Source organism: Mesorhizobium sp. CNPSo 4670, assembly GCF_057784235.1.
Window position 1 is genome coordinate 67,317 of record NZ_JBWJFQ010000017.1, and the last position, 26,831, is coordinate 94,147.

The following is a 26,831-nucleotide window of genomic DNA, read 5'->3' on the forward strand; positions in this document are numbered from 1 at the left end:
GCGGCGGGAGACCCCCGCCGCCTTTGTCATACTATCAGGATTCGGCGCCGAAGACGTCGAACTTGAAGTATTTGTCGTTGATTTCCTTGTACTTTCCGTTGGCGCGAATAGCATCGATGGCTGCATTGAACTTGTTGACGAGATCGGTCTCGCCCTTGCGTACGGCAATGCCGGCGCCTGGTCCGAAGATGTCGACCGGTTGCGGCGACGGCTGGCCGAGAATCTTGCAGCATGCGCCATCAGGCGAATCCAGCCACTGCTGAAGCACAACAATATCGTCCTCAATGGCGTCGAGACGACCATTGGCAAGGTCTGCCTGCTCCTCGGGGCTGCTCGGATAGCCCTTGACCGTGCTGTCGGTGTAAGTCTTCGAGGCATAGTTGAAATGCGTGGTGGTGGTGGCGACACCAATGGTCTTGCCGGCGAGATCTGCCTTGGTCACGCCTTTCAGCGTGCTGTCTTTAGGCACGGCCAGGGCCGACGGCGTGTTGTAATATTTGTTGGTGAAGTCGACCTTCTCCTTGCGCTCCGGCGTGATCGACATCGAGGCGACGATGGCGTCGAACTTGCCGGCCTGGAGAGCGGGGATGATGCCGTCCCAATCCTGGGCGACGAAGGTGCACTTGACCTTCATCTGGTCACAAAGCGCCTTGGCGATGTCGATATCGAAACCGACGAGCTGGCCATCGGCGGTGAGGTTGTTGAAGGGTGGGTAGGCGCCTTCGGTGCCGATCCTCAGGGTCTTTTCCTGGGCCTGGGCTACGCCGAGCGTCAGCAGCGCAGCCGATGCGGCAAGCGCGATACGCAGTGCAATACGCATGATAGTCCTCTCTTTATGGTCCCGGCCGTCGTTCCAAACGGCTCTGTGGGGCGGTGCTTTTGACCGCCCGCTGGCGCGATACTCCCACTCTTTCCAAGAAAAAAGCAACTGCAAAACCACAAAAATGGGCAAGGCTATTCTGCCGCTGCGTTAGCTCTCAGCAACGAGCCCAGTGTCCCGCTCGATGAAGTCGGCTATTGATTCCACATCGTCGAGATCGAACATTGGCAAGAGCTCGCCTTCGGCCGCAAAATCGGCGGCGACGGCGACGATGTTCGGATCCGTTGCCGAAAGCGGCGTGCAGTCCTTCGCTTCCAGCCGTCGGGTTTCGATCTTGCGGTGGGCTTCGCGCTTGTAGCCTTCGACCAGCACCAGATCGCACGGCGCGAGCCGACACAGGATCGCCTCCAGTGTCGGCTCATTCTCACCGCGCAGTTCGTGCATCAGCGCCCAACGATTGCCGGATACGATCGCGACTTCGGTGGCGCCGGCCTGCCGGTGGCGGAAGCTGTCGGCGCCCGGCTTGTCGATGTCGAAGTCATGATGGGCGTGTTTCACAGTCGACACCTTCCAGCCGCGCCGGACAAGTTCGGTGACCAGCCTTTCGGTCAATGTCGTCTTACCGGAATTCTTCCAGCCGGTGATGCCGAAGACGCGTCTGTTCATGATTTCATGCTCCGCAACAAACGTTCGGCCTGAACAAGATCGTCGGGCACATTGATGTTGAAGAAAGGGTCGACCGGTTGGCCTGCGGATTGCGGAACCGGGAATTCCACCTCGACAACTCCATGCCGGTCGATGAAGGCCGAAACACGCCTGATATCCTCAACGACCAGAAAGTGCCGCAAGGCGTCGCGGCAGTCCGTCGGCCACAGCGCGAAGGTCGGATGCCGCTTGCCGGTCGAGCAAGCAACGGCAATCGAACCGGGACGCTGATCGGTGGCTGTCGCCAGTCGTTCGACAAGATCCAGCGGCAGGAAGGGCGTGTCGCCGGCAACGGTGACGACAGTCTTGCAAGCCGTGTTGGCTGCGACCCATTCGAGGCCGGTCAGGATTCCGGCAAGCGGGCCGGCAAAACCGGTCACAGTGTCGGCAAGCACTGGCAGCTCGTAGCGTGAGAAGCGCGTGGCGTCGCCGTTGGCGCTAAGCGCCAGGGGGGCGACCTGCGGGCCAAGGCGCGACACGACCTGGTCAAGCACGCGACCGCTGCCAAGCGGCAACAGGCTCTTGTCGCCACCGCCCATTCGTCTTGATTGGCCGCCGGCCAGAATGATCCCTGCAACATCTCGCTTCATGCCACCGAGCCTGTACGCCAGCCGTCGGAAATCACAAGGGCCGACTAGATTCCATCCGGGACCATGCTTGGCCCGGTGCTCTCGGCAACGATCTTGCGCCGGCCGACCACTCGCTCGCGGTAAAGCGCATAGAGGCCGGAGCCGATGATGATCGTGGCGCCGACGATCATCGGCAGATCGGGAATATCGGCGAAGACGAACAGGCCAAGCAGGATCGACCAGATCAGGGCCGTGTAGCGGAACGGCGCGATGAAGGAGATGTCGCCCGCCCGCATCGCCATGATGATGAACTGGTAGCCGATGAGCACCAGCACCGCGGCGAGCGCCAGCAAGGCTGTGCTGTTTCCCGTCATCGGCGTCCAGCCCCCCATCGGCGAAAGCAACGCGGCGCCCAGGATTGTCATGGCAAACGCGGTGGCGGTCGACACCAGCAGCGTCGGAATGGCCTTGGGAATCCGCTTGGTGGCAAGATCGCGTACCGCACAACAGGCAACGCAGGCCAGCGCCACCAGCGAGTAGACGCTGAACCCTTCAAAACCTGGCCGCACGATGACCAGCACACCGGCAAATCCGATGGCGATGGCCAGCCAGCGCCGCCAACCGACGCCCTCGTTGAAGACCAATGCCGCGCCCATCGTCACCGCCAGCGGCAACGCCTGGAGGACCGCCGAGACACTGGCGATCGGCAAATGGGCGAGCGCGATCAGGAACGTCACCGTGCCGCCGGCTTCGCCGAGGACGCGCAGCGCCACCATTGGCTCGAGCATCGAGCGTAGCCGGACAAGGGCACCGCGCTGCCAGGCGAGCGAGCCGACGAACAGGGTGGCAAACGCTCCCCTGATCAGCATGACTTGCGCCATGTTCATCGATTGCGACGAGTATTTGGTGATGGCGTCGTTGAGGGTGAAGCCGGCCATCGCCACCACCATGAACAACGCGCCGCGAAGGTTTGGAGAAAGGGGCAAGATGACTACCGGCTCTGCTTTGCATAAAGCCTGTAGCAGCCAGGCATGAAACAGCAACAGCAAAGGGCTGGGCCACGGGCTTGGTCGTGGCCCAGAAGATCAATCGCCCGCAACGCGGCAGACCTTATTTCTTCGGCGTCAGAATTTCGGTACCGTTGCCTTCCTTGCCGGCGATCGTCCACAGGCCGTGCAGCGACCCGTCATCCTCGACCTTGTAGACGACAAGGCCGATGTCTTTGCCCATTACATAGCCGGCCGAGAAGGCGTCGTCGTTGCGCATGCAGATACCGTCGGAGGACGAGCCCCCCGTCTCCCAATGGATCGCGCAGGTCGTCCCGCTGGTCAGCGTGATGGTGGCTTCGCCACCATAGGCCGAGCCGTCGAAATTGGTGCCGGCGACCGTATAGGTGCCGCCGATCGACTGGGCCGCAGCGGGCAAGGCCGTGAGGCCAAGCAATGCGAACGAAAGAAGAAGTTTGCGCATGGTGTATTCCCCCAGAGCGAAAGACCGCTACGAGACGGAGGCTAAGCGGGAAAACTCCACCGGTAAATCAGGCGAACATTCGTGAACAGAGATTTGTCGGCGGTGTGGCCGAAAATGCTCATGGTCCTTTGAGGCTGCTGGCGATGGCGCCGACCAGCGGATCGTATTTCGACTTCAGGGCGGGCGGGTAATCGACCCAGACCGTGCGGATGACGCCATCCCGGCCGAACAGGCGTCGCTCGTAAAAGATCTTTCCATCCTTCAAGCCCGACAGCACGGCCCAGTCCTTGCCGGCCTTGCTGTAGGTGACCTTGTAGCCGGGTTCACTACTGGCCTTCTCCGCCGCCACGAAACCCTTCGGCGTGTCGTCGTCGATGTTGAGGATGCCCGAGCAGATCAGGCTGGCGCCGTCGGCACTCAGCCATTCCTGGCCGTCGCCATTGTCCGGCTCGGGCTGGCGGTCGGTGAAGATGTCGTCGGGAAAGGTGCAGACGGTGCCGAAGCGCTCATTTGTGTAAGTGAATGGCGCGGCGACGGCGTTGGTCGCCGCAATTGTTGCGACAGCCGCCAGAAATGACGAACGACTCAGCATATCCCACCTCGAAGCCAATGACCCGGAGGCGATCCTGCATGAATTTCGCGAAAAGGTCAGCCGCCGGTGACGCTCATGTGCCGCGAAACGGAGGGGCGGCTGGTGCGGCGATCGATGATGAAATCATGGCCCTTCGGCTTGCGGCCGATCGCCTCGTCGATGGCTTCGGCAACCAGCTCATTGCCTTCGGACGCGCGCAAGGGCGCGCGTAGGTCGGCGGCGTCCTCCTGGCCGAGGCACATGTAGAGCGTGCCGGTGCAGGTCAGCCGGACGCGGTTGCAGCTCTCGCAGAAATTATGCGTCATCGGTGTGATGAAGCCGAGCCGGCCGCCGGTCTCGGCGACATGCACGTAGCGGGCCGGGCCGCCGGTCTTGAAGGGGATGTCGGCCAGCGTGAACTGGCGTTCCAGCGACGCGCGCAGCAGCGACAGCGGCAGGTACTGGTCGGTGCGGTCGCCGTCGATCTCGCCCATCGGCATGGTTTCGATGACCGTCAGGTCCATGCCGCGGCCATGCGCCCAGCGCATCATGTCGGGCAGTTCGGCGTCGTTGAAATCGCGCAGCGCCACCGCGTTGAGCTTGACCTTCAGCCCGGCCGCAAGTGCTGCATCAATGCCTTGCATGACCTTGTCGAGATGGCCCCAGCGAGTGATCTTGTGGAACTTGTCGGCATCGAGCGTGTCGAGCGAAACGTTAATGCGCTCGACGCCGCAATCGGCGAGCTCGGCGGCGAAGCGCGACAGCTGCGAGCCGTTGGTGGTCAGCGTCAATTCTTCCAGCGCGCCGCTTTTGAGATGCCGCGACAGCTGGCGCACGAGGTGCATGATGTTCTTGCGAACCAGCGGCTCGCCGCCGGTGAGGCGCAGTTTCCTGACGCCTTTTTCGATGAACACCGTGCACAGCCGGTCGAGTTCTTCCAGCGACAGCAGGTCCTTCTTCGGCAGGAAGGCCATGTCCTCGGCCATGCAATAGGTGCAGCGGAAGTCGCAGCGGTCGGTGACCGACACCCTGAGATAGCTGATGGTGCGCCCAAAAGGATCGATCATGTCCATGCTTCAAGCAATTCCCGTGGCCGTGAGCGGCATCGTTATATACCGCTATGTGATACGATCCGGCCTGCCATTCAAGATACCGCTTCTCGATCTTTGGTAACATTCCCTGGCCGACATCGCATGTCGGCTCACCTCAACGGCCTTTTCCCTTCCGGCGAAGCAGCGTAGGGAAGGGTGGATTGCTACGGGATCGAACATCATGACCGCACCCAGGGAACTCCGGGTCTCGAAGGATCGCAAACTGCTGTCGGTCACCTTTCCCGATCATCGGCCGTTCGAACTGCCGGCGGAGCTGTTGCGTGTCGCTTCGCCATCGGCCGAAGTGCAGGGCCATTCGCCAGACCAACGGGTGACGGTCCCCGGCAAGCGCAATGTGGCGATCCTGAAGATCGAGCCGGTCGGCAATTATGCGGTGCGCATCACCTTCGATGATTTCCACGACACCGGCATCTTCACCTGGAATTACCTGCACACGCTCGGCCACGAAAAGGACGAGCGCTGGAATGCCTATCTCGCCGAGCTTGCGGAAAAGGGCTTGAGCCGGGACCGCTAGGCCGTCGCTGTCGTCAAAACGTCATCGATGTGGGGTAGCGCCGGCAAAGGTTTGGAGACGAGGAAGATGTCGGTCATCACCACGGTCGAGCAGCTCGAGGCGCTCTATGGCGTTCCAGGCGAGGCTTCGTTGGTCAAGGAACTCGATCACGTCATTCCGGAATACGCAGCCTTCATCGAGGCCTCGCCGTTCGTCGCGCTGGCAACCAGCGGACCAGAGGGCCTGGACTGTTCGCCGCGCGGCGATCTCGCCGGTTTCGTGCGCATCGTTGATCCGAAAACGCTGATGATGCCGGACCGTCGCGGCAACAACCGCGCCGATTCGCTGAAAAACATCATCCGCGACCCGCGCGTCGGTCTTTTGTTTCTCGTGCCGGGCTCCGGCACGACGCTGCGCATCAACGGCAGGGCCCATATCACGACGGATACAGCGCTGTGCGCATCGTTCACGGTGGACGGCAAGGCGGCGCGCTCGGTCACCGTCGTCGATATCGATACGGTCTACTTCCAATGCGCCCGCGCCATCGTCCGCTCCGAGCTGTGGAACCCGGCGAGGCATGTCGACCCGAAGTCGCTGCCGACGCCCGGACAGATCCTGGAAATCACCAGCCTTAGGAATATCGACGGCGAGACCTACGACAAGGAATGGCCGGAGCGGGCGAAGAAGACGATGTGGTAGGTTTCGGGGCTGAAAGGGCTAGGCGTCTTTCAGCACATCGTAAATCTTGCGCATCTGCTCGCCGATCATGTCGCATTGTTCCGGCGTCGACTGGCTCATCGCCTTCTCGATCAGCGCCATGTGCACTTTCAGCGCCTGCATCAGCAGCGCCTCGCCGGCTTCGGTCAGTGCAAGCCGCAGGATCCGCTTGTCCTTCTCGTCGCCTTCGCGGCGCAGCAGGCCACGCGCCTCCAGCTGCGGCAAGAGCATTGTGATGTTGGAGCGGCCGACGAGCAGCTTGCGGGCAAGGTCGTGCTGCGACATGCCGGGGTGGCGATACAGGTTCATCAGCACGTCGAGCTGCGCCGGCTTCAGGTCGAGCGGCGCCAGTTTCGTCGCCAGCGTGCGTTCAAGCACATGGCAGGCGCGCGCCACCGCGACCCAGTTGCGAAAACGCGGGCTGTCCCAAGGTAACTCTTGTTTATTGTTCATCTTTGAACTATTATGTTCATGCTTGAACGTATGGATGGATTCTCACTATGGCATCAATCGGGCTGAAGGTCATCCGGCGGGTGTTTGGTGCGGCTGAGCGTATTGCGCCGCGCCTGACCGGACGCGCGGCTTTCGAACTGTTCTGCCGCACGCCGAATGTGAAGGCGCTCAGCGATGGCGAGCGCCGCGCCGTGGACCGTGCGGCCGGGTTCATGAGAGAGGCGCGCCATCACCGGCTGAAGACCGCGACCGGCTGCGTCATGGTGCACGAATTCCGGCCGGAGCCGGGCAGGGCGGCGGCCGGCACGGTGCTTGTCGTGCATGGCTGGCGTTCGCGCACCGAATATATGCGGGCGCTGATCGAAGGCTATCGCGCGGCCGGCTACAGGGTGGTTTCGCTTGACCTGCCTGGCCACGGCCAGTCGCAGGGCCGACGGCTGAACATGGTCAATGCCGTGGATGCGGTGCGGGTCGCCGGCGAATGGTTCGGCCCTTTCGTGGCTGTTGTCGGCCATTCCTTCGGTGGCGCTGTCGCCGCCAATGCCCTCGCCGGCTCGGTCAAGAACATCCCGCCGCTGGTGGCCGGACGCCTGGTGCTGATCGCAGCGCCCAGTTCCCTGCCGGCGATCTTTGCCGACTTCAGCCGCATGCTCAATGTCGGACCTCGCTCGCAGGCCGCCATGGCGGACCGTGTCGAACATCTTTCCGGCCGGCCGCTGCACGAATTCACCGGCGACCGCCAGCTCGCTCACGCGCCGGTGCCGACCCTGGTCATCCACGCACCGGACGACCGTGAAGTTCCGGCCGACCATGCAACACGCTATGCCGACGCCGGCGGCCATGTGCGGCTCTACTGGGCCGACGGGCTCGGCCACCGTCGCATTCTTGCGGACAAGGGCGTGGTCGGACGCGCGGTCGGCTTCGTCGGCGAGCATCGCGAGCCGTCGCTGCTGCACTGAACGGCCATCGAGGCTATTTCTTCTTCCCGCCGGGCTCGACCGGCAGTCCGGCCGCCTTCCAGGCGGTGTAGCCGCCAAGGATGTGCTTGACCGGCGATAGTCCCATGTCCTGCGCCGTCTTGGTGGCCAGCGCCGAGCGCCAGCCGCCGGCGCAGAAGAAGACGAAGCTCTTCCCCGAAGCGAAGAAGGGCTTGTGATAGGGGCTTTCGGGGTCGATCCAGAATTCCAGCATGCCGCGGGTGACATGCTTGGCGCCGGGAATCCTGCCGTCGCGTTCGACCTCGCGCGGATCGCGCAGGTCGACGAAGATGGTGTCTTCATCGTCAAGCAGCCCTGCCGCTTCCTCCGGCGACACCACCTCGATCTCGGCATTCGCCTCATCCAGCAGTTCGCGATACCCTTTTTTCACAGGCTTGTCCTCCCGACCGGCTGGCTGTCTGGATTTGCAGCACAATGGCCGGCGTTTGTCACGCTCTGTCGGTGCCGGCCATCGTCTGCCACGCCGCCATCGCGCCGGCCACGGTTGCCAGAAGCGCCGAATGCGAGGCGCCGTCGCGAGCCTGGATCGACATGCCGTGCTGGACCGTGGCGTAGAAGGTGGCGGCAGCGCTGCAGTCGAATCCGACCGGCAGTTCGCCTTCGGCAACGCCGCGTTCGAGACGTGTGCGCAGGGCGGCGTGATTCTCGGCGCGACGACGGCGCAGATCGTCGCAGATGGCGCCGCGGCTGGAGTCCTGGTGCAAAGCGCCGAGCGTTATCAGGCAGCCCTGCGGGCGATCGGTCTGCGCGTAGGCTTTCGCCGTGAGGCATAGAAATTGTTCGATCGCCTGACGCGCGGTCGGTGCTTCCTCAAGCGCCAGCCAGATGTCGGCACCCTCGGTGCGCGAATAGAAATCGGTCGCCTCGAGGAACAGCGCCTCCTTGCTGCCGAAGGCGGCGTAGAGGCTGGGCGAGTTGATGCCCATGGCGGCGGTCAGCTCACTCATCGATGCGCCTTCGTAACCGCGAGCCCAAAAAACCTCCATCGCGCGGTGCAGGGCTGCGGTTCGATCGAAGGTGCGGGGGCGGCCTCGTTCCGACATGACGCTCTTTTCTGTGTTGATCGATACATAATTCAGTTGACGCGGGCGGGCAAGACTGACAGGTATTTATGTATCGATCATTACAAAAAGGAGAAGCAAATGTCATCCAACAGCTTGAACGGCAAGGCCGCGCTCGTCACCGGCGGCAGTCGCGGCATCGGTGCGGCGATTGCGCGAAGGCTTGCGGCCGATGGCGCCTGTGTCGCGCTGACTTATGTGCATGGCGAGGAGCAGGCCCGCTCGGTTGTTGCCGAGATAGAGGCCAAGGGCGGCCGCGCCATCGCCATCCAGGCCGACAACCGCGACGCCGCGGCCATAGACAAGGCCGTCGATGATGCCGTCACCGCATTCGGCCGGCTCGACATCCTTGTCAACAGCGCCGGCATCTGGCGCGCCGCACCCATCGACACCCTGTCGCTCGCCGATTTCGACGAGACCATGTCGGTCAATCTCAGGGCGCCGTTCGTCGCCTCGAAGGCGGCGGCAGTGCATATGGGCGAGGGCGGCAGGATCATCTCGATCGGCAGCAATCTTGCCGAGCGGGTGACCGACACAAGTCTTGGCGCCTATTCGGCCAGCAAGGCGGCACTGGTCGGCCTGACCAAGGCCTTGGCGCGCGACCTCGGCCCGCGCGGTATCACCGCCAATGTCGTCCACCCCGGTTCGACCGACACCGACATGAATCCGGCCGATGGCCCGCACGCCGAACACCAGCGCCAGAAGATGGCAACGCCGCGCTTTGGCAAAGCCGAAGACATTGCCGGCATGGTCGCCCGGCTCGCGGGACCGGAAGGCCGATTCGTCACCGGCGCGGCGCTGACCATCGACGGTGGCGCCAACGCCTGATCCCCGCAGGATTTCCCCCGGCCGGAGCGGAGACACTTCGCTCCGGCCGTCACGATGTTGTGAAACCGTTCTGCAACAAGCGTTCCAAAATTTATGGAAGCTTAACGAAATCAGTATGAATCAGTATAGTCGCGCCTTACATCCGCCATGCGGTGAGCGAGATCGTCTTAACGGTGCGGAACGGGAACCGGTTACAGCCGGGCGGGTGATTCATGAAATTCCTCCGAAACAAAGCAACCGTGATGCCGCTGGTGGCGATCTCGGCAACGCTGGCCTTCGGTGTGCCACAGGCAGGCGCGCAAGGGCTCTTCGAGATGCTTTTCGGAGGTGGCGTCAGGCACGAGCCGCAAGGTGAGTTTCCACCCGCGCCGCCCAAGCACAAGCCGAAAGTGCCAGGTGGCGGCGGCGTAAAAATCAGCAGCCCGTCCTACTACACCTACAAGGCCGATCGGCTGGTGCGCATCGACTTTTCGGCGCTGACCGCGGCGCCAATGCCGGCGGCCCCGCAGGATGCCGCATTCGTGCCCTCAGCCACGGGGGCTGCCTTCCACGACGCGATTGCCGGCTTGAGCGACTACGAACTCTATGCCGAGCCCGATATCGCCAAGGCGCTGATCGCCTACTACTCGGCCAATCCGGATTTCATCTGGGTGACGGGCACGGGCGTCAACAGCCGCGCGCAGGATGCGGTGCGGGTGCTGGGCGAGGCAGCGAGCTACGGCCTTGAACCGGCCGACTACACGGTCAACGTGCCTGCCGCCAACGCCTCGCCGGCCGACGCCAATGCACAGATGAAAGAGCTCGTCCGCTTCGAGATGGCGCTGTCGGCCCGCGTGCTGCGCTATGCTCATGATGCCCAGAACGGCCGGGTCGAGCCCAACCGCATGACCGGCTACTATGATTTCCCGGCCAAGCCGCTCGACTTGCAAGGCGTGCTGAAAACGCTGGCGCATACCCAGGAGGTGCGCACCTATCTCGAATCGCGGCATCCGCAGAATGCGGAATACCAGGCGCTGCGCGTCGAACTGGAGTCCCTGCAGGCCAGCGCCGAGAACGAGATCGTCGTCGACCCCAAGCTGCTGCTGAAGCCGGGCGAAACCAGTCCCGAACTGCCGAAGCTGCTGACCCTGATCGCCCGCAATCTCGATGACGAGATGGGTGGCGCCTATGGCGAGATCCTGGCGAGGCTGGCCACCAGCGAAGTCTATGTCCCGGAACTGGTTCCGGTAATCGAAGCCGTGCAGAAGAAAGCCGGCATGAAGGGCGACGGCGTCATCGGACCGCGCACCGTCGCGACGCTGGCCGGAACGTCCAAGGCCGACAGGTTGCTGAAGGTTGAGGTGGCGCTGGAGGAACTGCGCTGGCTGCCTTCCGATCTCGGCAGCCCGCGTGTCTTCATCAACCAGCCGGCCTTCACCGCGAGCTATATCGACAATGGCGAGGAAAAGCTGAAGACGCGTGCCGTCATCGGCAGGACCACCAACCAGACCGCCTTCTTCTACAACCAGATCAAGCAGGTCGACTTCCATCCCTATTGGGGCGTGCCGCAGTCGATCATCGTCAACGAGATGCTGCCCAGGCTGCGCAGCGATCCCGGCTATCTCGATCGGGCCGGCTACGAGGTCACCGATTCGCGCGGCAAGCGCATCCCTTCGTCGGCGGTCGACTGGGGCGCCTATGGCGCCAACATTCCCTACAGCGTGCGCCAGCAGCCGAGCGAAGCCAATGCACTGGGCGAGCTGAAGATCTTGTTCCCCAACAAGCACGCGATCTACATGCACGACACGCCGCAGAAATCGTTCTTCAAGCAGGATATGCGCGCGCTCAGCCATGGCTGCGTGCGGCTGCAGGATCCGCGCGGCATGGCGGCTGCCGTGCTCGGCACCTCGGTCGACGATATCGCCGAGAAGCTGAAGCACGGACACTCGACCGAGGACGTGACGCGCAAGATCCCGGTCTATGTCGCCTATTTCACCGCCTGGCCTGATATGTCCGGCAAGGTCGAATATTTCGGCGACGTCTACGACCGCGATACGCGGCTGAAGCAGGCATTGGATGCCACCGAGGCGGTGCGCTCGCCGTCGAGTTGAGCAACGGCCTTTTTCGACTTCTAAAGCGTGTCGGCTGAAACGGATTCAGCCGACACGGCTTAAGTCTTTGTTTTTATGCGTGTCACTGTCCCAAACCCGCTGCGCAGTTTTGGGCGACATGCATCAGCGCTCGAACAGCGGGCGCCTGAAACCCGCGTCCCGTCCGGCAATCAGCCAGTACACCAAACCGGCGACAAGGCCGGCCGCGGCGATGATGCCGATGTCGCCCCAGCGCTCGGGGTCCATGTCCTCCGCTGAACTTGGCCAGATCAGGAAGAACCCGCAGGCGGCGGCCGCGGCGCCGAAAAACATGTGCAGCAGGAAATTGCGTAACGAGAAGAGTTCGGCAATCAGCGCGAAGATGAGCGTCTGCAGTGCGGTCACGACAATCGTCAGGAAATAGACGAACATGCCGAGCGGCGGAACCACAAGGACGGCGATCGGCGAGACGCCCATGACGTCGAAATAGGCGGGCGCGTTGGGTAGGGAACTGAGCGCGGCGTAGATCGCCACGACAGCGATCAAGCCGACCAGCACCGATACGAGGTAGCCGGTCAACATCATCAGTATACGCTTCAGCACGTGCTTCGCCGTCGCCATGCCCATCCCCCATGCGGCGCCTGTGGGCCGCAGTCAGCCATCAAAGCGAGACTGACGCAAGGGGAGGGGCAAGATGGTGCAGGGTAGTCGCTTCTGACCAATGACAAGCTCGACTTACGGCGGAGACCACCAATTGCGGAGGTCGGCGCCGCCCCTCATCGCCCTGCCGGGCACTTCTCCCCGTGTCGTGACGGGGAGAGGATGCCGGCAGGCAGGTGAGGGCAGCGCCACGCGGAACACGAAGCGGCATTCACGCGCCGCCGCACATATGCTCCGAGTCCGGCAGCGCCCACGACGCCTTGATGGCGAGATCGATGCCGTAGTAGACGCGGCCGCGCTCATCGTGCTTGGGGCAGTCCCTGGGAATCGAGATCAGGCACATGACGGCCGCGTCGCCGACCTTCGAGGCGGCCAGGCCAGGGTCGCGATCATAGGAGACGGCGCCGCCGTGATTGGTGAATGTCGCGGCACTGCCGCCATCCGGGTTGGCCGTTTCCAGCGGATCGTCGCCAAGCCGCGTGGTCAGCGTCTTGATATGGGTGGAGGCGCATTGGCCGATTGCCGAGGGCAGCGGCTGATCGATCTCTTTCGGGTTTCGCGCCGCGGCCTCCAGCGCCTTCTTGCCGATCAGCGCGATGTTGTAGTCCTGCACCCATGGCGGCGCAGCGCCATAGGTTTGCAGCGCGTTGTTCAGCGCGCTGACGATGCAGGCGGTGTCGCTCTTGCAGGCATTGCGGTCGGCATTCAACCCGCGGGCGATCTTGCGCTTGTCGCCGCCGAACGCCGGCTCGAAACCCTTGAACGCCTTGGCTACCAGCAGGTCGATGGCCGACAGCTGCGGATCGGCGCAGATCGCCTTTTCCGCCGGCCGGCTTGCCTTGGCGCAGTCGAAGGATGGCCCATCGGCCCGCGCCGGAGCGGCCCCAAGGATGCCGCCAGCCAGAATGAAGGCCAGCACGGCCAGAAGACGGGTTCGAACGGAAGATCGCATGATTGCCCCCAAGCCACGATTGCCCAAGGCGCAGCCCACGCCCTGGCATGCATGTCATACCTCAAGAATGGACAATTTTGGGCGAGGCTAGGGCAATCGCTTCAGGTTTCGAATTCGTCCCCGTCACCCTTTTCCGGACGCTGGCGCTGCCCCTCACCAGCCTGCCGGCATCCTCTCCCCGCATAGTGACGGGGAGAGGGCGCTGTCATCGATGGTTTCGCCAATTGTCGACGTTGCAAAAAGGAGCCGGCGTTGCGGCCATCTCCCTTCTCCCCGTCACTATACGGGGAGAAGTGCCCAGCAGGGCGATGAGGGGCGGCGCCGACTTCGACAATTGGGGATCCAGTGCGCCGCGTCAGATACGGACACTTGCCGACGAACCCTATTTGGGCTCGGCGGTCACGGGATCGTAGGTGATTTCGACCTTGGCCTTGTCAGACGTGTAGTAGGTGACGACGTAGGCGCCGCTGTCCCAGTCGACTTCCTTGACATAGCGAAAGCCGTCGCGCTTCTCGACCTTGGCGAGGATCTCCGACAGTTTCTTGGCGTTGGGCGGCGGCAACAGGGGCTCATCCGCGGCAAAGGCCGGCCCGCCGGCGAGAAGAACGGCGACGCTCGTCGCCACCAGAAATCTGGACATGGCTTTCCCTCAAGTTCTCGTCGGACAGAAACTCGCTGCCATGCCGGTTTGTTCCGCAGCTGAAGTGCGTGGCGATTGAGTTCACCGATTGCAGTTTTCGGAAGAAAAACCCATGCGCCAAAAAAACCACGATGCGCCGCTTCAGTATTCATGGCCATATTATGTTGGCGGTTCATTGGGGGTCACTATGCGCACGCGTCACATCGTCTTGCTTGCACTGTCGGTGCTTTCCATCCCGGCCGTTTTGCATGCCCGTGCAGAAAGCCAGGGCGCTGGAGCCTGAACGCTACACCGTCTATTGCGCCTACGACCGCATCTCGGTTTCGTTCTGGGATCTCGACCAGATGAAGGTGCGGAACGGCTCCGACGTCTGTCAGTTCCAGAGCTACACGAGCTACAGCAGCGCCCTGAATTTCGCCCAGAAGAATTTTGGCGGGGAAGGGGCGGACTGCAGTTGCTAGCTCTATTGCATTGGCTTGGGACGTTGAGGAAAGCAGGCGCGCTTGGGCAGCCCAGCAGTTGCCACAGCATTCGATGGATTTCTTGTTTGCGTCCACGTCGGCCCGGGTGGCGGCCCTAGCTCTGGTCCTCATACGCTGCGAGTGCCTTGGCGACGCCGGCAATGAGGTGTTCGACATCACTCGCATGTTCGAAGGCGATTCCGGTTTGCGCAAACTCAAGCGGCGAGTAGTCAGGCGCTATCCGCTTGATCTCTGCCACAATGCGCTGAGCTTCCTTCAGTTCGCCGAGTTGAGCGTGACACCCCGCCAGCCTTGCCAGTCGCCAGGGGGTCCTCGGTGGGACCTTGGACATGCTTACAAGCGCGGCCTTGTAATCTCCAGCTGAGTATTGGGCGATGGCGCGATCATAGTGGTACCAATCAGGATGGATCGGGTTGATCCGTATCGCACTGTCAATCGCCACGAGTGCTTCAAGCGGCCTGCCTCTCATCGTGAGCAAGTACCCCATTTGCGCAATCGTATCGGCGTCATATGGGTTGAGGTCGAACGCGCGTTGAAGGTGATGTTCGGCCGCTTCGAACCGACGGGCAGAGAGCAAAGCCTGAGCAAGCACGCGATGGCAGCGTGGCTCTTCCGGCGCCAGGGTCACCGCGCACTCCGCGCGGTCGATCAATGAAGCAAGCAACGCCGGGGATGTCTCAGCATAGCCACCGATAATGAGATCGGCGAGCGCGGTGTAGGAATGCGCCAAAGCATAGGTCGGGTCCTTGTCGACCGCAGCCTGAAAGAGATCGCGCGCGGCCTGATTGTCGTCATCGCCATAGCCGCGCAGCCGGGCCAGTCCACGCAGGAGAAGCTCATATGCGGCCAGGCTATCGGGAGGCTTCGGGGTTGCCTGCTTGACACCCGCGTCGTCAAGCCGAGCGACCAGCCGGTTCACCACACGGCTGGCGATTTCTTCCTGCATTTCGAAGATCTGGCCGCCAGAAGCAGAAAAGGTATCGCTCCAGAGGACTTCACCCGTCGAGGCGGTCATGAGACTGACGGTGACCCGCATGCCGTCTGCGCGGGTCGTCGCCCTGCCGCGGACCAGATAGGTTGCGCCGAGGCTGTCGCCAACGGCACGCCAATCGGAAGCGGAATCGGAGACAAATGCAAATCCGGAATTGCGCGCCAGCACTACGACCGTTCCGAAGCGAGCCAACGCATTGACAATGTCCTCGGCGAAACCGTCGACCAAAGGGGCGTCGTCCGGCGCACCTTCATTGCTGAAGCGCAGTACCGCAACGCTCGGCTGTCCAGAGCGCTCTTGTCTTGGCGTATCGGGAAGAGAGAGGACGTAGCCGCGTTTGGCAACCGTGCGGATAATGGTTTGGCTTTCGTCCTGCAGCGCCTTTCGCAACTCCCTGACCGCCTGCGTCAGTGAGTCCTCGGTCACGAAGACATCGGGCCATACCGCTGACATCAGTTCAGACTTGGTCGCGACACGCCCGACATTCCGGCTGAGGTAAGTTAACAGATCAAACGCCTTGCAGCGCAGAGCAACAGGTTTTCCATCGCGGACAAGCAGCCCGCGGGCAAGATCAAGCTCGCAACTGCCAAGTGCCAGTATGGGCCCACCGTTTTCTTGCGACATTGAATGCCGATCTGACCAGCTCGACCAAACGCAGCCTGATTGGGGTCTCAATCGGCTCGGACGTCAAGGGATCAGAGGAATTTGACCTGCCTTCACCTTGGCTGGAAGTCATCCGCCTCTCCACGGCGATGATCTCCAGCATTTCGAACATTGTTCCAGGCATGGGCGCACAAGGGGACCCAACCATGACGCTGGACGCAAATTCCAGGAGTTCCTGCCGGGCGGCTTGGCGCGTGTTCTCACTCAGCGACATGTTCGACCTCATCCGGTTCGTTCTTCAGAACAATGCAGCCTAGGAACGGCCGCGTACCGGAAGATTTCTGAAATTCTGCTGAATCTCTCCCCTTGTCGCGCTTGCGGTCGGGGGAGGCCGCCCGCTTACCTTACGCGGCGCGTCGTTGAGCGGGGTTGAGACCTGAACGGCTTCGACGAGGGTCGACGGCGGTCACGATGCTGTGGTGGTGATCGCAATAGACGCGATCCGGCGAAGTTGGCCCAGCACAAAAACGGTAACCGCCGGGTACTGACGGGTCTTCGCTCACCGGGAAGCGGCACTGATAGACGCCTAGCTGAATGAGGGGGACGTCTCTCGAAGTTAGTCTTTTATTTTCAGGCATGGTTTTCAGGTTCCTGGTTCATAAGCCATTGCCGGCTGACGGCCGCAGTGCGACCGCGTCAGGGCGAGCTTCTCTCGTTTGGAGGGCTGTGGATCACCATATGGTGTTGGTCGCAGCGTCAATGAAGCCCGAGGCCCTGCTTTCGGAAGCCAGTTATTGCGACTTAAGGCCACACTTGGCGCTGGGGCGCGGTTGACAGTGCGAAGGCACCCGGCGGGCGATGTTGTCGCCCCCGGGTTAATCGGCAGGCGGGGTGAGGGGTGGCTTGTGGCCCCCAGCGCGCGGCACTTTCGGTTTTCAGGGCCTCAACCAGCCAACCCCGGAGGGCGAGCTGCGGGAGTGAATACATTTTGTCAGCAGACAGTATGGTCGCGTCCCAGAGCATCTCTCCGAACCGTTGCGCCGGTGCTATAGTATGTCCGCATGATCAGACAGCAGGGATATGAGGCATGCCCGAAGTCACCCGCCGTACACTTCTCGCGTTCGCCGCCGTCGCCTCGGTCGTTGAACCGACGCTTGCTGAAGGGGAAGGCGCCTCGCCCGAATTGCGGGCGCTGATCGGAGCCCATGAAGCCGCCTATGTCGGGCTTCACTGGGTTGTTCATCAAGCGGGCAGTAGCAGCAACGAATGCAAGACGGCAGACCGGATTGAACAGGAAGCATTGCTGGCCATCTGCTCGTATCCTGCGATCAGCCGAGGCGACCGACGGGCTAAGGCCGAGTACCTGTTGACCGCTGAGGCTCGGGGTGAACTCGACCTGGAAGAGCACATGCAGGCCATCCTGCACTCGATGAAGCGCTGATCGCGGGCTCGACGCAATTGTCTTTCCGCGCTGGCGCGTGGTTGGCCGCTCATACTGGAATTCCCACCGCACTTCAGCCCGTCGTCGAAGCGACTGCCCCAAGCGGGGCGACCGGCTCGAACTAACGGATTGCATAACACCTGCTATCCGCGCAGCCGATGTCCGCAACTGCGCCGCTACTGACCAATATGCGACGCGACCGACATCATCGCCTCAGAGTTCGGGTGGGCGCCCAAGCCGCCATCGAAAACTTCGGAGAACGTCCAGCGAACGACGCCGTTGCGGTCGAGCAGGAACTGGCCGGTGAGCTGGCCCACGCCGGTCGCCATCATTTGCTGGTCCGCTTCAGTGATTTCGTAATTGTCTTTTTTGTTCAGATATTCGAGCGTGGCAAACGGATCCATCGGCTCAGGCATTTCGCCCGGCACGTTGAGCCGCATCGCCTTCACATCGCTCATCGAGACCTTGTGCGGCAATGCGCTCTCGCCCTCAGTTACTATTTGCATATTGGGCAATCCAAAGGCGCGGTGTGAAACGCGCTCCGGATCGGATGCAGCAAGCAAACCAACCATCGGATGGTACCGGAGATAAAGGCGCGCCCGCTCGATGGGTGTGTTCACCACCGTGAGGCTTTCGATGCCCTTTGCGTTAAGGGCTGGTGTGAGCAGCGAAACCGTCGCGATATGACGCCTGCAAAACGGACAATGCAGACCTCGATACAGCCCAACCAGCACTGCCTTCTCGCCGCGGAAATCGTCGATAGCTATCTTGCCCTCGCGAGTAATTGCGTCGAGTACGAAGTTGGGCGCACGTTCGCCCAGTTGCAGAGGGCCTACGTCGGCGCGGTCAGACATGCTTGATCCTCCTCCCGGCTCAATCCAATAACGAAAGCGCGGCGGTAGTTCCGGCTCCAGCCCGTGTTCGGCACACACTTCCTGAGCGTGTTGAAATTGCAATGTAGCACAGAGATGGGCGGACGTTGAGGCGCTACCTAAGCCTACGCCTTGCGGAGCCTCACTCCTGGCGCGCAGAAGCAAACGGCTGGCAATCAACGAATCGATTACAGGTGAGAGCGTACCAACGAGCGGAGCATTTCGGGCCTTCGGGACGGAATACCGCCGTGAAAGAGGCGAAGCCAGCTGCTCAGTTCCCGACGCGGGTGTCGAAAACTATCGTCGAATTGGTGGCGACATAGTGGCGAAACGAAAAAGGCCCAGATCGACGATTTGGCCAACACGTTAGTAAGCTGCTGACTTTCCTAGGGATATTGGTGGGCGATGCAGGGATTGAACCTGCGACCCCACCCGTGTGAAGGGTGTGCTCTCCCGCTGAGCTAATCGCCCGCTCGTTGCCCGAAGGCCAAGCGAGCCGCGATATAAGGGAGCCAGGTGCGGGAAGTCAAGGCGGCGTCAGGCGTTCCGGCAAGGATCGGATTGTTGTCCCGTGGACCCGTCTTCGACGTGACGCCGGCTGCTTTCCGGTCAGTTCCCCGCGGCGGCGATCAGCCTTTGCGCCAGATCTAGCGTCAGGGCGTCGAAATGCGAGATCACCGCCGAGGGTTCGAATTCGCGCACATGGCGGTCGGTGTAACCGAAATCGACCGCCACGACAGGAATGCCGGCGGCCTTGGCGGTGTCGATGTCGGTCTGCGAATCGCCGACCATCAGCGCGCGATGCGGATCGCCGCCGGCCAGCTTGATGGTCTCGATCAGATGGCGCGGGTCGGGCTTGCGGAACGCGAACGTGTCCTGTCCGGCGATTGCCGCGAAATGCTTAGTCAGGCCGAGCGCCTCGATCAGCGCCAGCGAGTTGGCTTCGTATTTGTTGGTGCAGATGGCCAGGAGATAGCCGGCGTTCTCGAAGCGGGCGATCGCCTCGACGACGCCGGGATAGGGACGCGATTTGCCGGGGATGTTGAGGGTGTAGTGGTCGAGGAAGAGTTTAAGCAGCCGGTCGTGCTCCTCGACATCGAGCGACCGCTGCTGGGCTGCATGGGCCCGCTCGATCATCACGCGGCCGCCGTGACCGACAAAGCGCCTGAAGCCGGCCTCATCGACCGCCGCGATGTGGCTGGCGGCAAGGCTGTGGTTCAGGCTGTCGAGCAGGTCCGGCGCTGTATCGACCAGCGTACCGTCGAGGTCGAACACGATGATCGGGCGAGTCATGGTCAGTCCTGGGCCAAGTTCATGCAAGTGGCAGGCGATAGCGGCTGCGGCGCGTCAAGGCAAGCGGGATAGGGCAAGCGGGGCGGGTCGTTCTGGCAAGAAAGCCCCGCCGGACCGGGTATTTCGCGGCTTGCCGCCGGACATGAAAAAACCCGCCATGGCGGCGGGTCGTTGGCGCAAATCAGCACCATGGATAGAAATGTAGCACAGCTGCCTTCACCAGGTCAAGAAAAAATTCCTATCTCAATTGCCGGACGCATTGCCCCTGACCGCGCGTTGCGCAGAACAGCCGTGCTGCTCGTCACCAGGGCGTACGCCGCTGCCAAAGGCTTTGACCCGCCCGGCAAAAATGCTAGGAGCCCAGCAGCGAATTTCCGGGGCAGCAAGCGGCATGGATGCAAGACAGTTGAAGGTCGAAGCCGCGCGGGCAGCGCTCGCCTATGTGAGCGACGGCATGCGGCTCGGCATCGGCACCGGCACCACCGCCGAAGAGTTCGTGCGGCTGCTTGCCGAGAAGGTCGCCACCGGCATGACGATCATCGGCGTGCCGACTTCGGAGCGCACCGCGTCGCTCTGCCGCGAGCTTGGCGTGCCGTTGTCGACGCTGGAGGAAACGCCGCAGCTCGATCTCACAATCGATGGCGCCGACGAGGTCGATCCGGCACTGACACTGATCAAGGGCGGCGGCGGCGCGCTGTTGCGCGAGAAGATCGTCGCAGCCGCTTCGCAGCGTATGATCGTCATTGCCGACCAGTCGAAGATGGTCGACACGCTCGGCCGTTTTCCACTGCCAATCGAAGTCAATAAGTTTGGCCTGCGCGCGACCGAAATCGCGATCGGCGCGGCGGCTGAAAAGCTCGGTCTTTCCGGTCCGGTCATATTGAGGATGACGGGGGACCAGGCTTTTGTTACAGACGGCGGCCATTTTATCCTCGATGCATCTTTTGGCCGCATTCCGGATACAAGAGCGCTTTCGAATGCTCTCCACGCCATTCCGGGCGTGGTCGAGCATGGTCTTTTCATCGGGCTGGCGTCAGCGGCCATCATCGCCGGCGGCGACGGTATCCAAACTGTCCATGCCGCCCGAAAACCAGGGAGTTCTACCGATCATGATGTTGCATAACCGGGTTCGCAGCCTTTGCGCCGTTCTGGCGGCTATGGCCGTTTTCGCCCTCTCTTCGCCGGCGTTTTCGCAAGAAGTCACGGACTCGCACCTGAAGGCCGCCCGCGCGGCGGTCGCGGCGATCCACGCGACCGACCCGTTCGACAACATCCTGCCGCAGGCGGCAGCCGCGCTCGAATCGCAGCTCATCCAGAAGAACCCGGACATGCAGGAGCTGATCGGCAAGACCATCAACGAGAAGGCGCTGGCGCTGGCCTCGCGCCGCGCCGACCTCGAGAAGGAAGCCGCACTCGCCTACGCAAAAGTATTCTCCGAAAAAGAACTGACCGATATCGCCGCGTTCTACAGTTCCGATTCGGGCAAGAAACTGCTGGATAGCGGCCCAACCGTGACCCGCGAACTGGTCAAGGCAGCCGACATCTGGCAGAACGGCCTCGCGCGCGATCTCGCCCAGCAGGTCGGCGAGACGCTGGCCGCGGCCGCCAAGGCCAAGGCGCCGGCAGCCCCTGCCGCAGCACCCGCGGACGCAGCCGCGCCTGCGGATGGCGCCGCACCCGCCGATGGTTCGGCTCCGGCAGACGACACGCAGAACTGATCTTGCGTTTCCAAATGGCCTTGCGGCCATCGATGAAGCCCGGCTTGTCCGGGCTTTTCTTTTGCTGCCTGGCGGCCTACCTGTCACTGGATTTCTGAAGCTTGAGGAGCCGCCAGATGGCCGGTTACGACTACGATCTTTTCGTCATCGGCGGCGGCTCGGGCGGGGTGAGGGCAGCGCGCGTGGCGGCGGCGCTCGGCAAGCGCGTCGGCATCGCCGAGGAATACCGCTATGGCGGCACCTGCGTCATCAGGGGCTGCGTGCCGAAAAAGCTCTATGTCTATGCCTCGCAATTTCCCGAGCATTTCGCCGACGCCGCCGGCTATGGCTGGACGGTGCCGGAGGCGAGTTTCGACTGGCAGACGCTGGTCGCCAACAAGGATCGCGAAATCAGCCGGCTCGAGGCGATCTACCAGAGGAATGTCGAGGGCGCCGGCGGCGAGGCCTTTCACTCGCGCGCCATGATCGTCGATCCGCATGTCGTGCATCTCCTGGGGGAGGATCGCACGGTCACCGCCGACCAGATCCTGATCGCCACCGGCGGCCGCCCGGCGCCGCATCCGGCGCTGCCCGGCCATGAGCACTGCATCTTCTCCAACGAGGCTTTCGATCTCAAGCAGCTGCCCAAGGCGATCATGATCGAGGGCGGCGGATACATCGCCGTCGAGTTCGCCAACATCTTCCACGGCCTCGGCGTCGACACCACGCTGGTTTATCGCGGCAAGGAGATCCTCAGCCGCTTCGATATGGACCTGCGGCGCATGCTGCACGAGACAATGGAAAAGAAGGGGATAGAGATCCTCTGCCATTCCGTGTCGGAATGGATCCGCAAGCGGCCGGACGGCCGGCTCGACGCAATCGTCACCGGCGGCAAAGTGCTGACGGTCGATCAGGTAATGCTGGCCATCGGCCGCATCCCCAACACCGAGAACATGGGCCTGGAAGGCATCGGCCTGGAGATGACCAAGACCGGTGCGATCGCCGTCGACAAATACTCGCGCACCAACATCGACAACATCTGGGCGATCGGCGACGTCACCAACCGCGTGCAGCTGACGCCGGTGGCGATCCACGAGGCGATGTGTTTCATCGAAACCGCTTACAAGGGAAATCCGACGGCGCCCGACCACGACACCATTGCCACAGCCGTCTTTTCACAGCCCGAAATCGGCACGGTCGGCCTGTCGGAGGATGATGCCGTCAAACGCTTCCCCGACATCGAGATCTACCGCGCCACGTTCCGGCCGATGCGGCATACGCTGTCCGGCCGCGACGAGAAGATGCTGATGAAGCTGGTGGTCGACGGCGCTTCGAAGCGAGTGCTCGGCGCGCACATCCTGGGACCGGATGCCGGCGAGATGGCGCAGCTTCTCGGCATTCCGCTGAAGGCCGGGCTGACCAAGGATGATTTCGACCGCACGATGGCGGTGCATCCGACCGCGGCGGAAGAACTCGTCACCATGTACAAGCCGACCTATCGCGTGAAGGACGGCGCGCGGGTGCATTGACCGCCCATGCCGGGATGTAATTTTCCACCGTGGCAAGGGTCTTGCCACGTTGGAGATTAGGGAACGGCTACAGCAGCGTGCCGCGCAGGATCACCAGCGCCACCGAGAAATAGATCACCAGCCCGGTGACATCGACCAGCGTGGCGACGAACGGGGCCGATGCGCTGGCCGGATCGAAGCCGATGCGTTTCAGGGCGAACGGCAGCATCGACCCCGACAGCGAGCCGAAGGTGACGATGCCGACCAGCGCGGCGCCGACCGTCGTGGCGATCAGCGGCCAATGCGGCCCATAGTCGTAGAAGCCCATATATTGCCAGAGCGCGATGCGGCCGATGCCGACCACGCCGAGCATGGCGCCGAGCACGAGGCCGGTGGGCAGTTCACGCAGCGCCACCCGCCACCAGTCGCGCAGCCCGATCTCGCGCAGCGCCAGCGCCCGGATGACCAGCGAGGTCGCCTGCGAGCCGGAATTGCCACCCGAACTCATGATCAGCGGGATGAACAACGTCAGCACGATCGCCTTTTCCAGCTCGCCCTCGTAGCTCTGCATGGCGTTGGCCGTCAGCATCTCTGAGATGAACAGCGCGCACAGCCAGCCGCCCCGCTTCTTGATCATGGCGAGGAAGCTCATCTTCATGTACGGCTCGTCGAGCGCCTCCATGCCGCCGAAACGGTGCACGTCCTCGGTCGTCTCCTCGATCATCGTGTCGATGATGTCGTCGATGGTGACGATGCCGAGGATCTTGCCGTGGTCGACGACCGGGACGGCGAGCAGATCGTATTTCGAGATCGTCTGCGCCAGGGTTTCGCGATCGGTCAGCGGGGTGACAGTCACCGGCGCGCGATCCGGCGCCACCGTCATGATCGAGTCCTCCGGCTCCCCGGTGATCAGCCGGCGCAGGCCGGTCGACCGTATCAGGAGGTGCGTTTGCGGATCGACGATGTAGATCGCGTAGACGGTTTCGCGCGTCCGCTCGACCTTGCGGATGTAGTCGAGTGTACGGCCCACGGTCCAGTCCGACGGCACGCTGACGAACTCCGTCGTCATGATCGATGCGGCGCTGCCTTCGGGATAACCCAGAATGGCAAGCAGCGTGGCGCGCAGCGGCGGGGCAAGCCCGCCGAGCAGCTCGGAACGAGCCGGCTCGTCCAGCTCGCGCAGGATGTCGGCGGCGCGGTCTTCCGACATGGCGGTGAGCAGCTTGCCCGCCTTGGCGCGCGGCAGCGCCTCCATGAGTTCGGGCGCGCGGTCGAGCTCAGGCTGGTCGAATATCTCGACCAGCCGCTCGAACGTCACTTCACAAAGCAGTTCCGTCGCGCTTTCTCGCGGCTCCCTGTTCAGGGCCTCGACAATGTCGGCGACGTGATCGTTGGCTAGGATACGGGCGATCGCGACGGCCTCGTCGCTCGCTACGGGGGTAAATTCGTTCATGGCTCACTCCTTGCCGTCCGGCAGGACATGAACCATTCAGGTCACGTCTAGACGGACGGCTGTTGCGTTCGACTGTGACTGTCGCCAGGCATGGCGCTGTGACCTTTCTGCTTGCGGGTTCGCGTTTGACTATCGGCAAGCCGGCGCAAGATAGGTGCGCGCCTTGCCGAGTCAATCGCGGTGGGACGAAAAACGGCGCCGAATGGCACCAATCGCGAGACTGTGATCGGCGGCCGCCGCATTGCGCGGCCGCACGAGATCCAACTGCCGCTATTTCTGCTTCAGCCGGCGCGAGAAGCGCAGCCACTTGTCCTCGACCGGCCTTGGCTGGACAAGAATCGTGGTGAGTTCGACAGGCAGGGTCGGAACCAGGGGCTTCTTGGTGGCGACGCCGTCGGCGATCGCCACGATGCTGTGGTAGAATTCTGCGCCGGTCAGCGATCTCGGCGCCACCGCCTCGTGCATGACGCTGATGACGGTGACATCGGGGCAGTTGTCCTTGATGGCCTGGTGGAAGGCAATCTTGCCCTCGGGGTCGAGCGCGCCCGTCGCCTCGTCGAGGAACAGCAGCCCCGGCTGCTGCAGCACGATGCGCGCCACCACCAGCTTCTGCTTCTGGCCACCCGACAGAACCTGGTCCCAGCTTTTGCCTTCGCGGCTTGCGTCGGCCAGATGCGAGATGAAGTCGCCAAGGCCGGCCTTGTACAGCGCCGCCGCGACATCCGCGTCGCTATGATTGTGCTCGGAGCCCGGCAGGCAGACCAGCTGTTTCAGCGTCACCTGCTGCAGCTTGACCTCCTGGGCGGCATAGAAGCTCTTCACCCCTTCGGGGAAGACGATGGTGCCATGACCATAGGGCCACAGGCCGTTGATCGCCTTGATCAGCGAGGTCTTGCCGGAACCGGATTCACCTTTCAGGAATGTCCATTCGCCGCGCCGGAAGCGCAAATTGGCGGCACTGAGGAACGGCGTGGCGTCCTCGCCCTGATGCGCCAGTTCGAGCTTCTGGATGGTCAGGCCGAAAACCGGGTTCTGGCTGGCGTAATGGAAGTCGGAGCGGCCGGTCTGGCTGTAGAACGCCTGCGGATGCTGGACGTTCTCGATCGCGTTCGCCAGTTCGGTAACGCGCTGGCTGTTGGCACGCAGCGTGGCGATGGCAGGCATGACGTGGATGAACCACGAACACTGGCTGATCAGCTGGGCGACCATTTCAGAGCCGGTTATGTAGCCCTTGTAGTCCAAGCGATTGTGTATGAACGACACCAGACCGGGACCATAGGCAACGATCCGGGCGCCGAGGAAGTTGTAGATCAGCTCGAACGACGTGTAGCTACTGTTGACGACATTGAGCTTGCCCCAAGTCTTGTCGATATCGACGTAGAGCTTGTCGTGCATCGACTTCTGCACATCTTCGCCATGCGAGGCCGCGACATGGAAGCTGCGGCGCAGGAACGTTGTCAGTTCACTGCGGTAGCTGCCCTCGGCCTGCTGCATGCGGATATTGAGCCGCTCAAGCAATCGGCCAAGCTTGACCGCAATCCAAGTGTTCAGCGGCACGTAAATGGCGACGGCGAGGAAGGCCAGCACTGCGCTGCCATAACCGCCGAGGAACTCTAGTCCTTTGACCTCAACCGAGGATCCGATCAGATTTTCGCCGATAAAGTAGAGCGAGGTCGCGACACCCAGAACGCCCATGGCGAGACCGATCGCCCCGCCCGTCATGTCCTTGATCGATTCCTGGATGCGCTGGTCGATGTTGTCGGGCGCGACGATACTGCCGGCCGCCGAACCATGCTGAGCATGGAAGTGGGTATGATTGCCGTCGAGCAGAGCCTTGTTGAACTGGCTATTCAGCCAGCCACGCCACTTTCGGTGCAGGGTTGCCGAGACAAGACCACGCACGCCGGTGAAGCCGGCATCCTTGAGCACGACCAACAGAACCAATATGCCGGCATTGGTCAGAATTGCCTGCAGCGGGCTGGTGTTGGCTGCATCGTGGAAGAAGGCAATCGAGTTGCCCAACTCGCCCAATGCCAGGGCAAACCAGACGCCGGCCTTGCTGGAAAGCGCCGTCAGCAGAGCGATGACAATAGTGAGCGTCCAGGCTTCCTTCCAGCGCTCGGAGAACCAGTAGGCCTTCATCAGCCCCCAGAAGGTACGCATCGACGATACCGGCGTCAGATGCGATGGCCTTGCGGCATCGCGAAGTGTTTTTTCCGGTACTGACTCTTGCGTTGGTCTACCGACCCGAATCACGATCCCGCCCAAACCTTTTTTGTTTTGTTACGGATGGTAACACCAATTGATCATTTTCTATTAATTTTTAAAGCTGGCCAAAGGGATTACCCCGGCGGACCGTTGCCGCGAGGCAAC

The 26,831-nt window shown here is 62.4% G+C and carries 30 protein-coding genes and 1 tRNA gene; 11 read left to right on the forward strand and 20 right to left on the reverse strand.

The window, feature by feature from the left end; translation table 11 throughout:
• Positions 1-34: 34 nt before the first annotated feature.
• The 7 genes from AC0ZT5_RS24975 to moaA form a co-directional block, all read right to left on the reverse strand.
• The gene (locus AC0ZT5_RS24975) at positions 35-820 is read right to left on the reverse strand and encodes an ABC transporter substrate-binding protein (protein ID WP_184874204.1); all 786 of its coding nucleotides are present in this window, start codon (positions 818-820) and stop codon (positions 35-37) included.
• A gap of 150 nt (positions 821-970) precedes the next feature.
• Entirely contained in the window at positions 971-1,486 is a 516-nt protein-coding gene (gene mobB / locus AC0ZT5_RS24980; RefSeq protein WP_488498609.1) for a molybdopterin-guanine dinucleotide biosynthesis protein B, read from the reverse strand.
• Positions 1,483-2,115, reverse strand: a complete 633-nt coding sequence (mobA, locus tag AC0ZT5_RS24985) for a molybdenum cofactor guanylyltransferase MobA (protein ID WP_488498610.1) — start codon at positions 2,113-2,115, stop codon at positions 1,483-1,485. Before mobA ends, mobB begins: the two co-directional genes overlap by 4 nt.
• Positions 2,116-2,159: 44 nt before the next feature.
• Positions 2,160-3,080, reverse strand: coding sequence for a DMT family transporter (locus AC0ZT5_RS24990; protein WP_457152140.1), 921 nt, complete (start codon positions 3,078-3,080; stop codon positions 2,160-2,162).
• A 124-nt stretch (positions 3,081-3,204) separates the two neighbouring features.
• On the reverse strand, positions 3,205-3,564 hold the full coding sequence (locus tag AC0ZT5_RS24995; protein WP_488498611.1) for a hypothetical protein: 360 nt from the start codon (positions 3,562-3,564) through the stop codon (positions 3,205-3,207).
• 118 nt (positions 3,565-3,682) lie between these two features.
• Positions 3,683-4,156: a hypothetical protein gene (locus AC0ZT5_RS25000; RefSeq protein WP_488498612.1), complete on the reverse strand. Its 474-nt coding sequence runs from the start codon at positions 4,154-4,156 to the stop codon at positions 3,683-3,685.
• Positions 4,157-4,212: 56 nt separating this feature from the next.
• A complete protein-coding gene (gene moaA / locus AC0ZT5_RS25005) occupies positions 4,213-5,208 on the reverse strand; it encodes a GTP 3',8-cyclase MoaA (protein WP_488498613.1) in 996 nt (331 codons plus the stop codon).
• A 199-nt stretch (positions 5,209-5,407) separates the two neighbouring features.
• Between moaA and AC0ZT5_RS25010 the strand changes: the two genes are divergently transcribed.
• Positions 5,408-5,761 carry a gamma-butyrobetaine hydroxylase family protein gene (locus AC0ZT5_RS25010; protein ID WP_095091538.1) on the forward strand — a complete coding sequence of 118 codons (354 nt, stop codon included), beginning with the start codon at positions 5,408-5,410 and terminating at the stop codon, positions 5,759-5,761.
• Positions 5,762-5,827: 66 nt separating this feature from the next.
• Complete coding sequence (locus AC0ZT5_RS25015; protein WP_488498614.1) at positions 5,828-6,439, forward strand: pyridoxamine 5'-phosphate oxidase family protein; 612 nt, start codon at positions 5,828-5,830, stop codon at positions 6,437-6,439.
• 18 nt (positions 6,440-6,457) lie between these two features.
• Here AC0ZT5_RS25015 and AC0ZT5_RS25020 read toward each other — a convergent pair whose 3' ends face one another.
• A complete protein-coding gene (locus AC0ZT5_RS25020; protein WP_488498615.1) occupies positions 6,458-6,910 on the reverse strand; it encodes a MarR family winged helix-turn-helix transcriptional regulator in 453 nt (150 codons plus the stop codon).
• A gap of 47 nt (positions 6,911-6,957) precedes the next feature.
• Here AC0ZT5_RS25020 and AC0ZT5_RS25025 point away from each other — a divergent pair, with 47 nt between their 5' ends.
• A complete protein-coding gene (locus AC0ZT5_RS25025) occupies positions 6,958-7,869 on the forward strand; it encodes an alpha/beta hydrolase (protein ID WP_488498616.1) in 912 nt (303 codons plus the stop codon).
• A gap of 13 nt (positions 7,870-7,882) precedes the next feature.
• On the opposite strand, the gene AC0ZT5_RS25030 is transcribed toward AC0ZT5_RS25025, so the two are convergent.
• Entirely contained in the window at positions 7,883-8,278 is a 396-nt protein-coding gene (locus tag AC0ZT5_RS25030; protein ID WP_184874214.1) for a rhodanese-like domain-containing protein, read from the reverse strand.
• A gap of 58 nt (positions 8,279-8,336) precedes the next feature.
• Positions 8,337-8,951 carry a TetR/AcrR family transcriptional regulator gene (locus tag AC0ZT5_RS25035; protein ID WP_488498617.1) on the reverse strand — a complete coding sequence of 205 codons (615 nt, stop codon included), beginning with the start codon at positions 8,949-8,951 and terminating at the stop codon, positions 8,337-8,339.
• Positions 8,952-9,050: 99 nt separating this feature from the next.
• Here AC0ZT5_RS25035 and AC0ZT5_RS25040 point away from each other — a divergent pair, with 99 nt between their 5' ends.
• Positions 9,051-9,797, forward strand: a complete 747-nt coding sequence (locus AC0ZT5_RS25040) for a 3-oxoacyl-ACP reductase family protein (protein ID WP_488498618.1) — start codon at positions 9,051-9,053, stop codon at positions 9,795-9,797.
• A 212-nt stretch (positions 9,798-10,009) separates the two neighbouring features.
• Positions 10,010-11,887 (forward strand): L,D-transpeptidase family protein, encoded by a 1,878-nt coding sequence (locus AC0ZT5_RS25045; RefSeq protein WP_488498619.1) that lies wholly within the window; start codon positions 10,010-10,012, stop codon positions 11,885-11,887.
• 123 nt (positions 11,888-12,010) lie between these two features.
• Here AC0ZT5_RS25045 and AC0ZT5_RS25050 read toward each other — a convergent pair whose 3' ends face one another.
• The 3 genes from AC0ZT5_RS25050 to AC0ZT5_RS25060 form a co-directional block, all read right to left on the reverse strand.
• Positions 12,011-12,493 carry a hypothetical protein gene (locus AC0ZT5_RS25050; protein ID WP_488498620.1) on the reverse strand — a complete coding sequence of 161 codons (483 nt, stop codon included), beginning with the start codon at positions 12,491-12,493 and terminating at the stop codon, positions 12,011-12,013.
• A gap of 244 nt (positions 12,494-12,737) precedes the next feature.
• The gene (locus AC0ZT5_RS25055) at positions 12,738-13,478 is read right to left on the reverse strand and encodes a lysozyme inhibitor LprI family protein (protein ID WP_488498621.1); all 741 of its coding nucleotides are present in this window, start codon (positions 13,476-13,478) and stop codon (positions 12,738-12,740) included.
• Positions 13,479-13,860: 382 nt separating this feature from the next.
• The gene (locus tag AC0ZT5_RS25060; RefSeq protein ID WP_488498622.1) at positions 13,861-14,118 is read right to left on the reverse strand and encodes a PepSY domain-containing protein; all 258 of its coding nucleotides are present in this window, start codon (positions 14,116-14,118) and stop codon (positions 13,861-13,863) included.
• A 248-nt stretch (positions 14,119-14,366) separates the two neighbouring features.
• On the opposite strand from AC0ZT5_RS25060, the gene AC0ZT5_RS25065 reads away from it, so the two are divergent.
• A complete protein-coding gene (locus tag AC0ZT5_RS25065; RefSeq protein ID WP_488498623.1) occupies positions 14,367-14,579 on the forward strand; it encodes a hypothetical protein in 213 nt (70 codons plus the stop codon).
• A 115-nt stretch (positions 14,580-14,694) separates the two neighbouring features.
• Here AC0ZT5_RS25065 and AC0ZT5_RS25070 read toward each other — a convergent pair whose 3' ends face one another.
• On the reverse strand, positions 14,695-16,215 hold the full coding sequence (locus AC0ZT5_RS25070) for a winged helix-turn-helix domain-containing tetratricopeptide repeat protein (protein WP_488498624.1): 1,521 nt from the start codon (positions 16,213-16,215) through the stop codon (positions 14,695-14,697).
• Here AC0ZT5_RS25070 and AC0ZT5_RS25075 point away from each other — a divergent pair.
• On the forward strand, positions 16,215-16,511 hold the full coding sequence (locus AC0ZT5_RS25075) for a hypothetical protein (protein ID WP_488498625.1): 297 nt from the start codon (positions 16,215-16,217) through the stop codon (positions 16,509-16,511). The genes AC0ZT5_RS25070 and AC0ZT5_RS25075 overlap by 1 nt on opposite strands.
• Before the next feature lie 87 nt (positions 16,512-16,598).
• On the opposite strand, the gene AC0ZT5_RS25080 is transcribed toward AC0ZT5_RS25075, so the two are convergent.
• On the reverse strand, positions 16,599-16,832 hold the full coding sequence (locus AC0ZT5_RS25080) for a hypothetical protein (RefSeq protein ID WP_488498626.1): 234 nt from the start codon (positions 16,830-16,832) through the stop codon (positions 16,599-16,601).
• A 449-nt stretch (positions 16,833-17,281) separates the two neighbouring features.
• Here AC0ZT5_RS25080 and AC0ZT5_RS25085 point away from each other — a divergent pair, with 449 nt between their 5' ends.
• Positions 17,282-17,635: a hypothetical protein gene (locus tag AC0ZT5_RS25085; RefSeq protein WP_488498627.1), complete on the forward strand. Its 354-nt coding sequence runs from the start codon at positions 17,282-17,284 to the stop codon at positions 17,633-17,635.
• Between the two features lie 176 nt (positions 17,636-17,811).
• Here the strand turns inward: AC0ZT5_RS25085 and AC0ZT5_RS25090 are convergent, their stop codons facing one another.
• The 3 genes from AC0ZT5_RS25090 to AC0ZT5_RS25100 form a co-directional block, all read right to left on the reverse strand.
• A complete protein-coding gene (locus tag AC0ZT5_RS25090) occupies positions 17,812-18,489 on the reverse strand; it encodes a peroxiredoxin-like family protein (protein WP_477288606.1) in 678 nt (225 codons plus the stop codon).
• Between the two features lie 414 nt (positions 18,490-18,903).
• A tRNA-Val gene (locus AC0ZT5_RS25095) sits at positions 18,904-18,978 on the reverse strand.
• 138 nt (positions 18,979-19,116) lie between these two features.
• Positions 19,117-19,800, reverse strand: a complete 684-nt coding sequence (locus AC0ZT5_RS25100; protein WP_478350690.1) for a phosphoglycolate phosphatase — start codon at positions 19,798-19,800, stop codon at positions 19,117-19,119.
• Positions 19,801-20,191: 391 nt separating this feature from the next.
• Between AC0ZT5_RS25100 and rpiA the strand changes: the two genes are divergently transcribed.
• The 3 genes from rpiA to gor all read left to right on the forward strand — a co-directional run bounded on the left by rpiA (position 20,192) and on the right by gor (position 23,026).
• On the forward strand, positions 20,192-20,923 hold the full coding sequence (gene rpiA / locus AC0ZT5_RS25105) for a ribose-5-phosphate isomerase RpiA (protein WP_488498628.1): 732 nt from the start codon (positions 20,192-20,194) through the stop codon (positions 20,921-20,923).
• On the forward strand, positions 20,910-21,518 hold the full coding sequence (locus AC0ZT5_RS25110; RefSeq protein ID WP_488498629.1) for a DUF2059 domain-containing protein: 609 nt from the start codon (positions 20,910-20,912) through the stop codon (positions 21,516-21,518). Before rpiA ends, AC0ZT5_RS25110 begins: the two co-directional genes overlap by 14 nt.
• Before the next feature lie 116 nt (positions 21,519-21,634).
• Complete coding sequence (gor, locus tag AC0ZT5_RS25115; RefSeq protein WP_488498630.1) at positions 21,635-23,026, forward strand: glutathione-disulfide reductase; 1,392 nt, start codon at positions 21,635-21,637, stop codon at positions 23,024-23,026.
• A gap of 67 nt (positions 23,027-23,093) precedes the next feature.
• On the opposite strand, the gene mgtE is transcribed toward gor, so the two are convergent.
• Together mgtE and AC0ZT5_RS25125 are read right to left on the reverse strand one after the other, a co-directional pair.
• Complete coding sequence (gene mgtE, locus AC0ZT5_RS25120; protein WP_477288587.1) at positions 23,094-24,458, reverse strand: magnesium transporter; 1,365 nt, start codon at positions 24,456-24,458, stop codon at positions 23,094-23,096.
• A gap of 270 nt (positions 24,459-24,728) precedes the next feature.
• On the reverse strand, positions 24,729-26,621 hold the full coding sequence (locus AC0ZT5_RS25125) for an ABC transporter ATP-binding protein/permease (RefSeq protein WP_488498631.1): 1,893 nt from the start codon (positions 26,619-26,621) through the stop codon (positions 24,729-24,731).
• Positions 26,622-26,831 lie beyond the last annotated feature (210 nt).

Bases quoted from the DNA above. Each gene is read 5' to 3' on its own strand.
- moaA (WP_488498613.1), bottom strand. From the start codon at position 5,208: ATGGACATGATCGATCCTTTTGGGCGCACCATCAGCTATCTCAGGGTG.
- AC0ZT5_RS25060 (WP_488498622.1), bottom strand. From the start codon at position 14,118: ATGTCCAGATTTCTGGTGGCGACGAGCGTCGCCGTTCTTCTCGCCGGC.
- AC0ZT5_RS25000 (WP_488498612.1), bottom strand. From the start codon at position 4,156: ATGCTGAGTCGTTCGTCATTTCTGGCGGCTGTCGCAACAATTGCGGCG.
- AC0ZT5_RS25015 (WP_488498614.1), top strand. From the start codon at position 5,828: ATGTCGGTCATCACCACGGTCGAGCAGCTCGAGGCGCTCTATGGCGTT.
- mobA (WP_488498610.1), bottom strand. From the start codon at position 2,115: ATGAAGCGAGATGTTGCAGGGATCATTCTGGCCGGCGGCCAATCAAGA.
- AC0ZT5_RS25040 (WP_488498618.1), top strand. From the start codon at position 9,051: ATGTCATCCAACAGCTTGAACGGCAAGGCCGCGCTCGTCACCGGCGGC.
- AC0ZT5_RS25085 (WP_488498627.1), top strand. From the start codon at position 17,282: ATGCCCGAAGTCACCCGCCGTACACTTCTCGCGTTCGCCGCCGTCGCC.
- AC0ZT5_RS25025 (WP_488498616.1), top strand. From the start codon at position 6,958: ATGGCATCAATCGGGCTGAAGGTCATCCGGCGGGTGTTTGGTGCGGCT.
- AC0ZT5_RS25080 (WP_488498626.1), bottom strand. From the start codon at position 16,832: ATGCCTGAAAATAAAAGACTAACTTCGAGAGACGTCCCCCTCATTCAG.
- gor (WP_488498630.1), top strand. From the start codon at position 21,635: ATGGCCGGTTACGACTACGATCTTTTCGTCATCGGCGGCGGCTCGGGC.
- AC0ZT5_RS25050 (WP_488498620.1), bottom strand. From the start codon at position 12,493: ATGGGCATGGCGACGGCGAAGCACGTGCTGAAGCGTATACTGATGATG.
- AC0ZT5_RS25065 (WP_488498623.1), top strand. From the start codon at position 14,367: ATGCCCGTGCAGAAAGCCAGGGCGCTGGAGCCTGAACGCTACACCGTC.
- AC0ZT5_RS25090 (WP_477288606.1), bottom strand. From the start codon at position 18,489: ATGTCTGACCGCGCCGACGTAGGCCCTCTGCAACTGGGCGAACGTGCG.
- mgtE (WP_477288587.1), bottom strand. From the start codon at position 24,458: ATGAACGAATTTACCCCCGTAGCGAGCGACGAGGCCGTCGCGATCGCC.
- AC0ZT5_RS25045 (WP_488498619.1), top strand. From the start codon at position 10,010: ATGAAATTCCTCCGAAACAAAGCAACCGTGATGCCGCTGGTGGCGATC.
- rpiA (WP_488498628.1), top strand. From the start codon at position 20,192: ATGGATGCAAGACAGTTGAAGGTCGAAGCCGCGCGGGCAGCGCTCGCC.
- AC0ZT5_RS25010 (WP_095091538.1), top strand. From the start codon at position 5,408: ATGACCGCACCCAGGGAACTCCGGGTCTCGAAGGATCGCAAACTGCTG.
- AC0ZT5_RS25070 (WP_488498624.1), bottom strand. From the start codon at position 16,215: ATGTCGCAAGAAAACGGTGGGCCCATACTGGCACTTGGCAGTTGCGAG.
- mobB (WP_488498609.1), bottom strand. From the start codon at position 1,486: ATGAACAGACGCGTCTTCGGCATCACCGGCTGGAAGAATTCCGGTAAG.
- AC0ZT5_RS25125 (WP_488498631.1), bottom strand. From the start codon at position 26,621: ATGCGTACCTTCTGGGGGCTGATGAAGGCCTACTGGTTCTCCGAGCGC.
- AC0ZT5_RS25020 (WP_488498615.1), bottom strand. From the start codon at position 6,910: ATGAACAATAAACAAGAGTTACCTTGGGACAGCCCGCGTTTTCGCAAC.
- AC0ZT5_RS25100 (WP_478350690.1), bottom strand. From the start codon at position 19,800: ATGACTCGCCCGATCATCGTGTTCGACCTCGACGGTACGCTGGTCGAT.
- AC0ZT5_RS25110 (WP_488498629.1), top strand. From the start codon at position 20,910: ATGATGTTGCATAACCGGGTTCGCAGCCTTTGCGCCGTTCTGGCGGCT.
- AC0ZT5_RS24995 (WP_488498611.1), bottom strand. From the start codon at position 3,564: ATGCGCAAACTTCTTCTTTCGTTCGCATTGCTTGGCCTCACGGCCTTG.
- AC0ZT5_RS25035 (WP_488498617.1), bottom strand. From the start codon at position 8,951: ATGTCGGAACGAGGCCGCCCCCGCACCTTCGATCGAACCGCAGCCCTG.
- AC0ZT5_RS24975 (WP_184874204.1), bottom strand. From the start codon at position 820: ATGCGTATTGCACTGCGTATCGCGCTTGCCGCATCGGCTGCGCTGCTG.
- AC0ZT5_RS25055 (WP_488498621.1), bottom strand. From the start codon at position 13,478: ATGCGATCTTCCGTTCGAACCCGTCTTCTGGCCGTGCTGGCCTTCATT.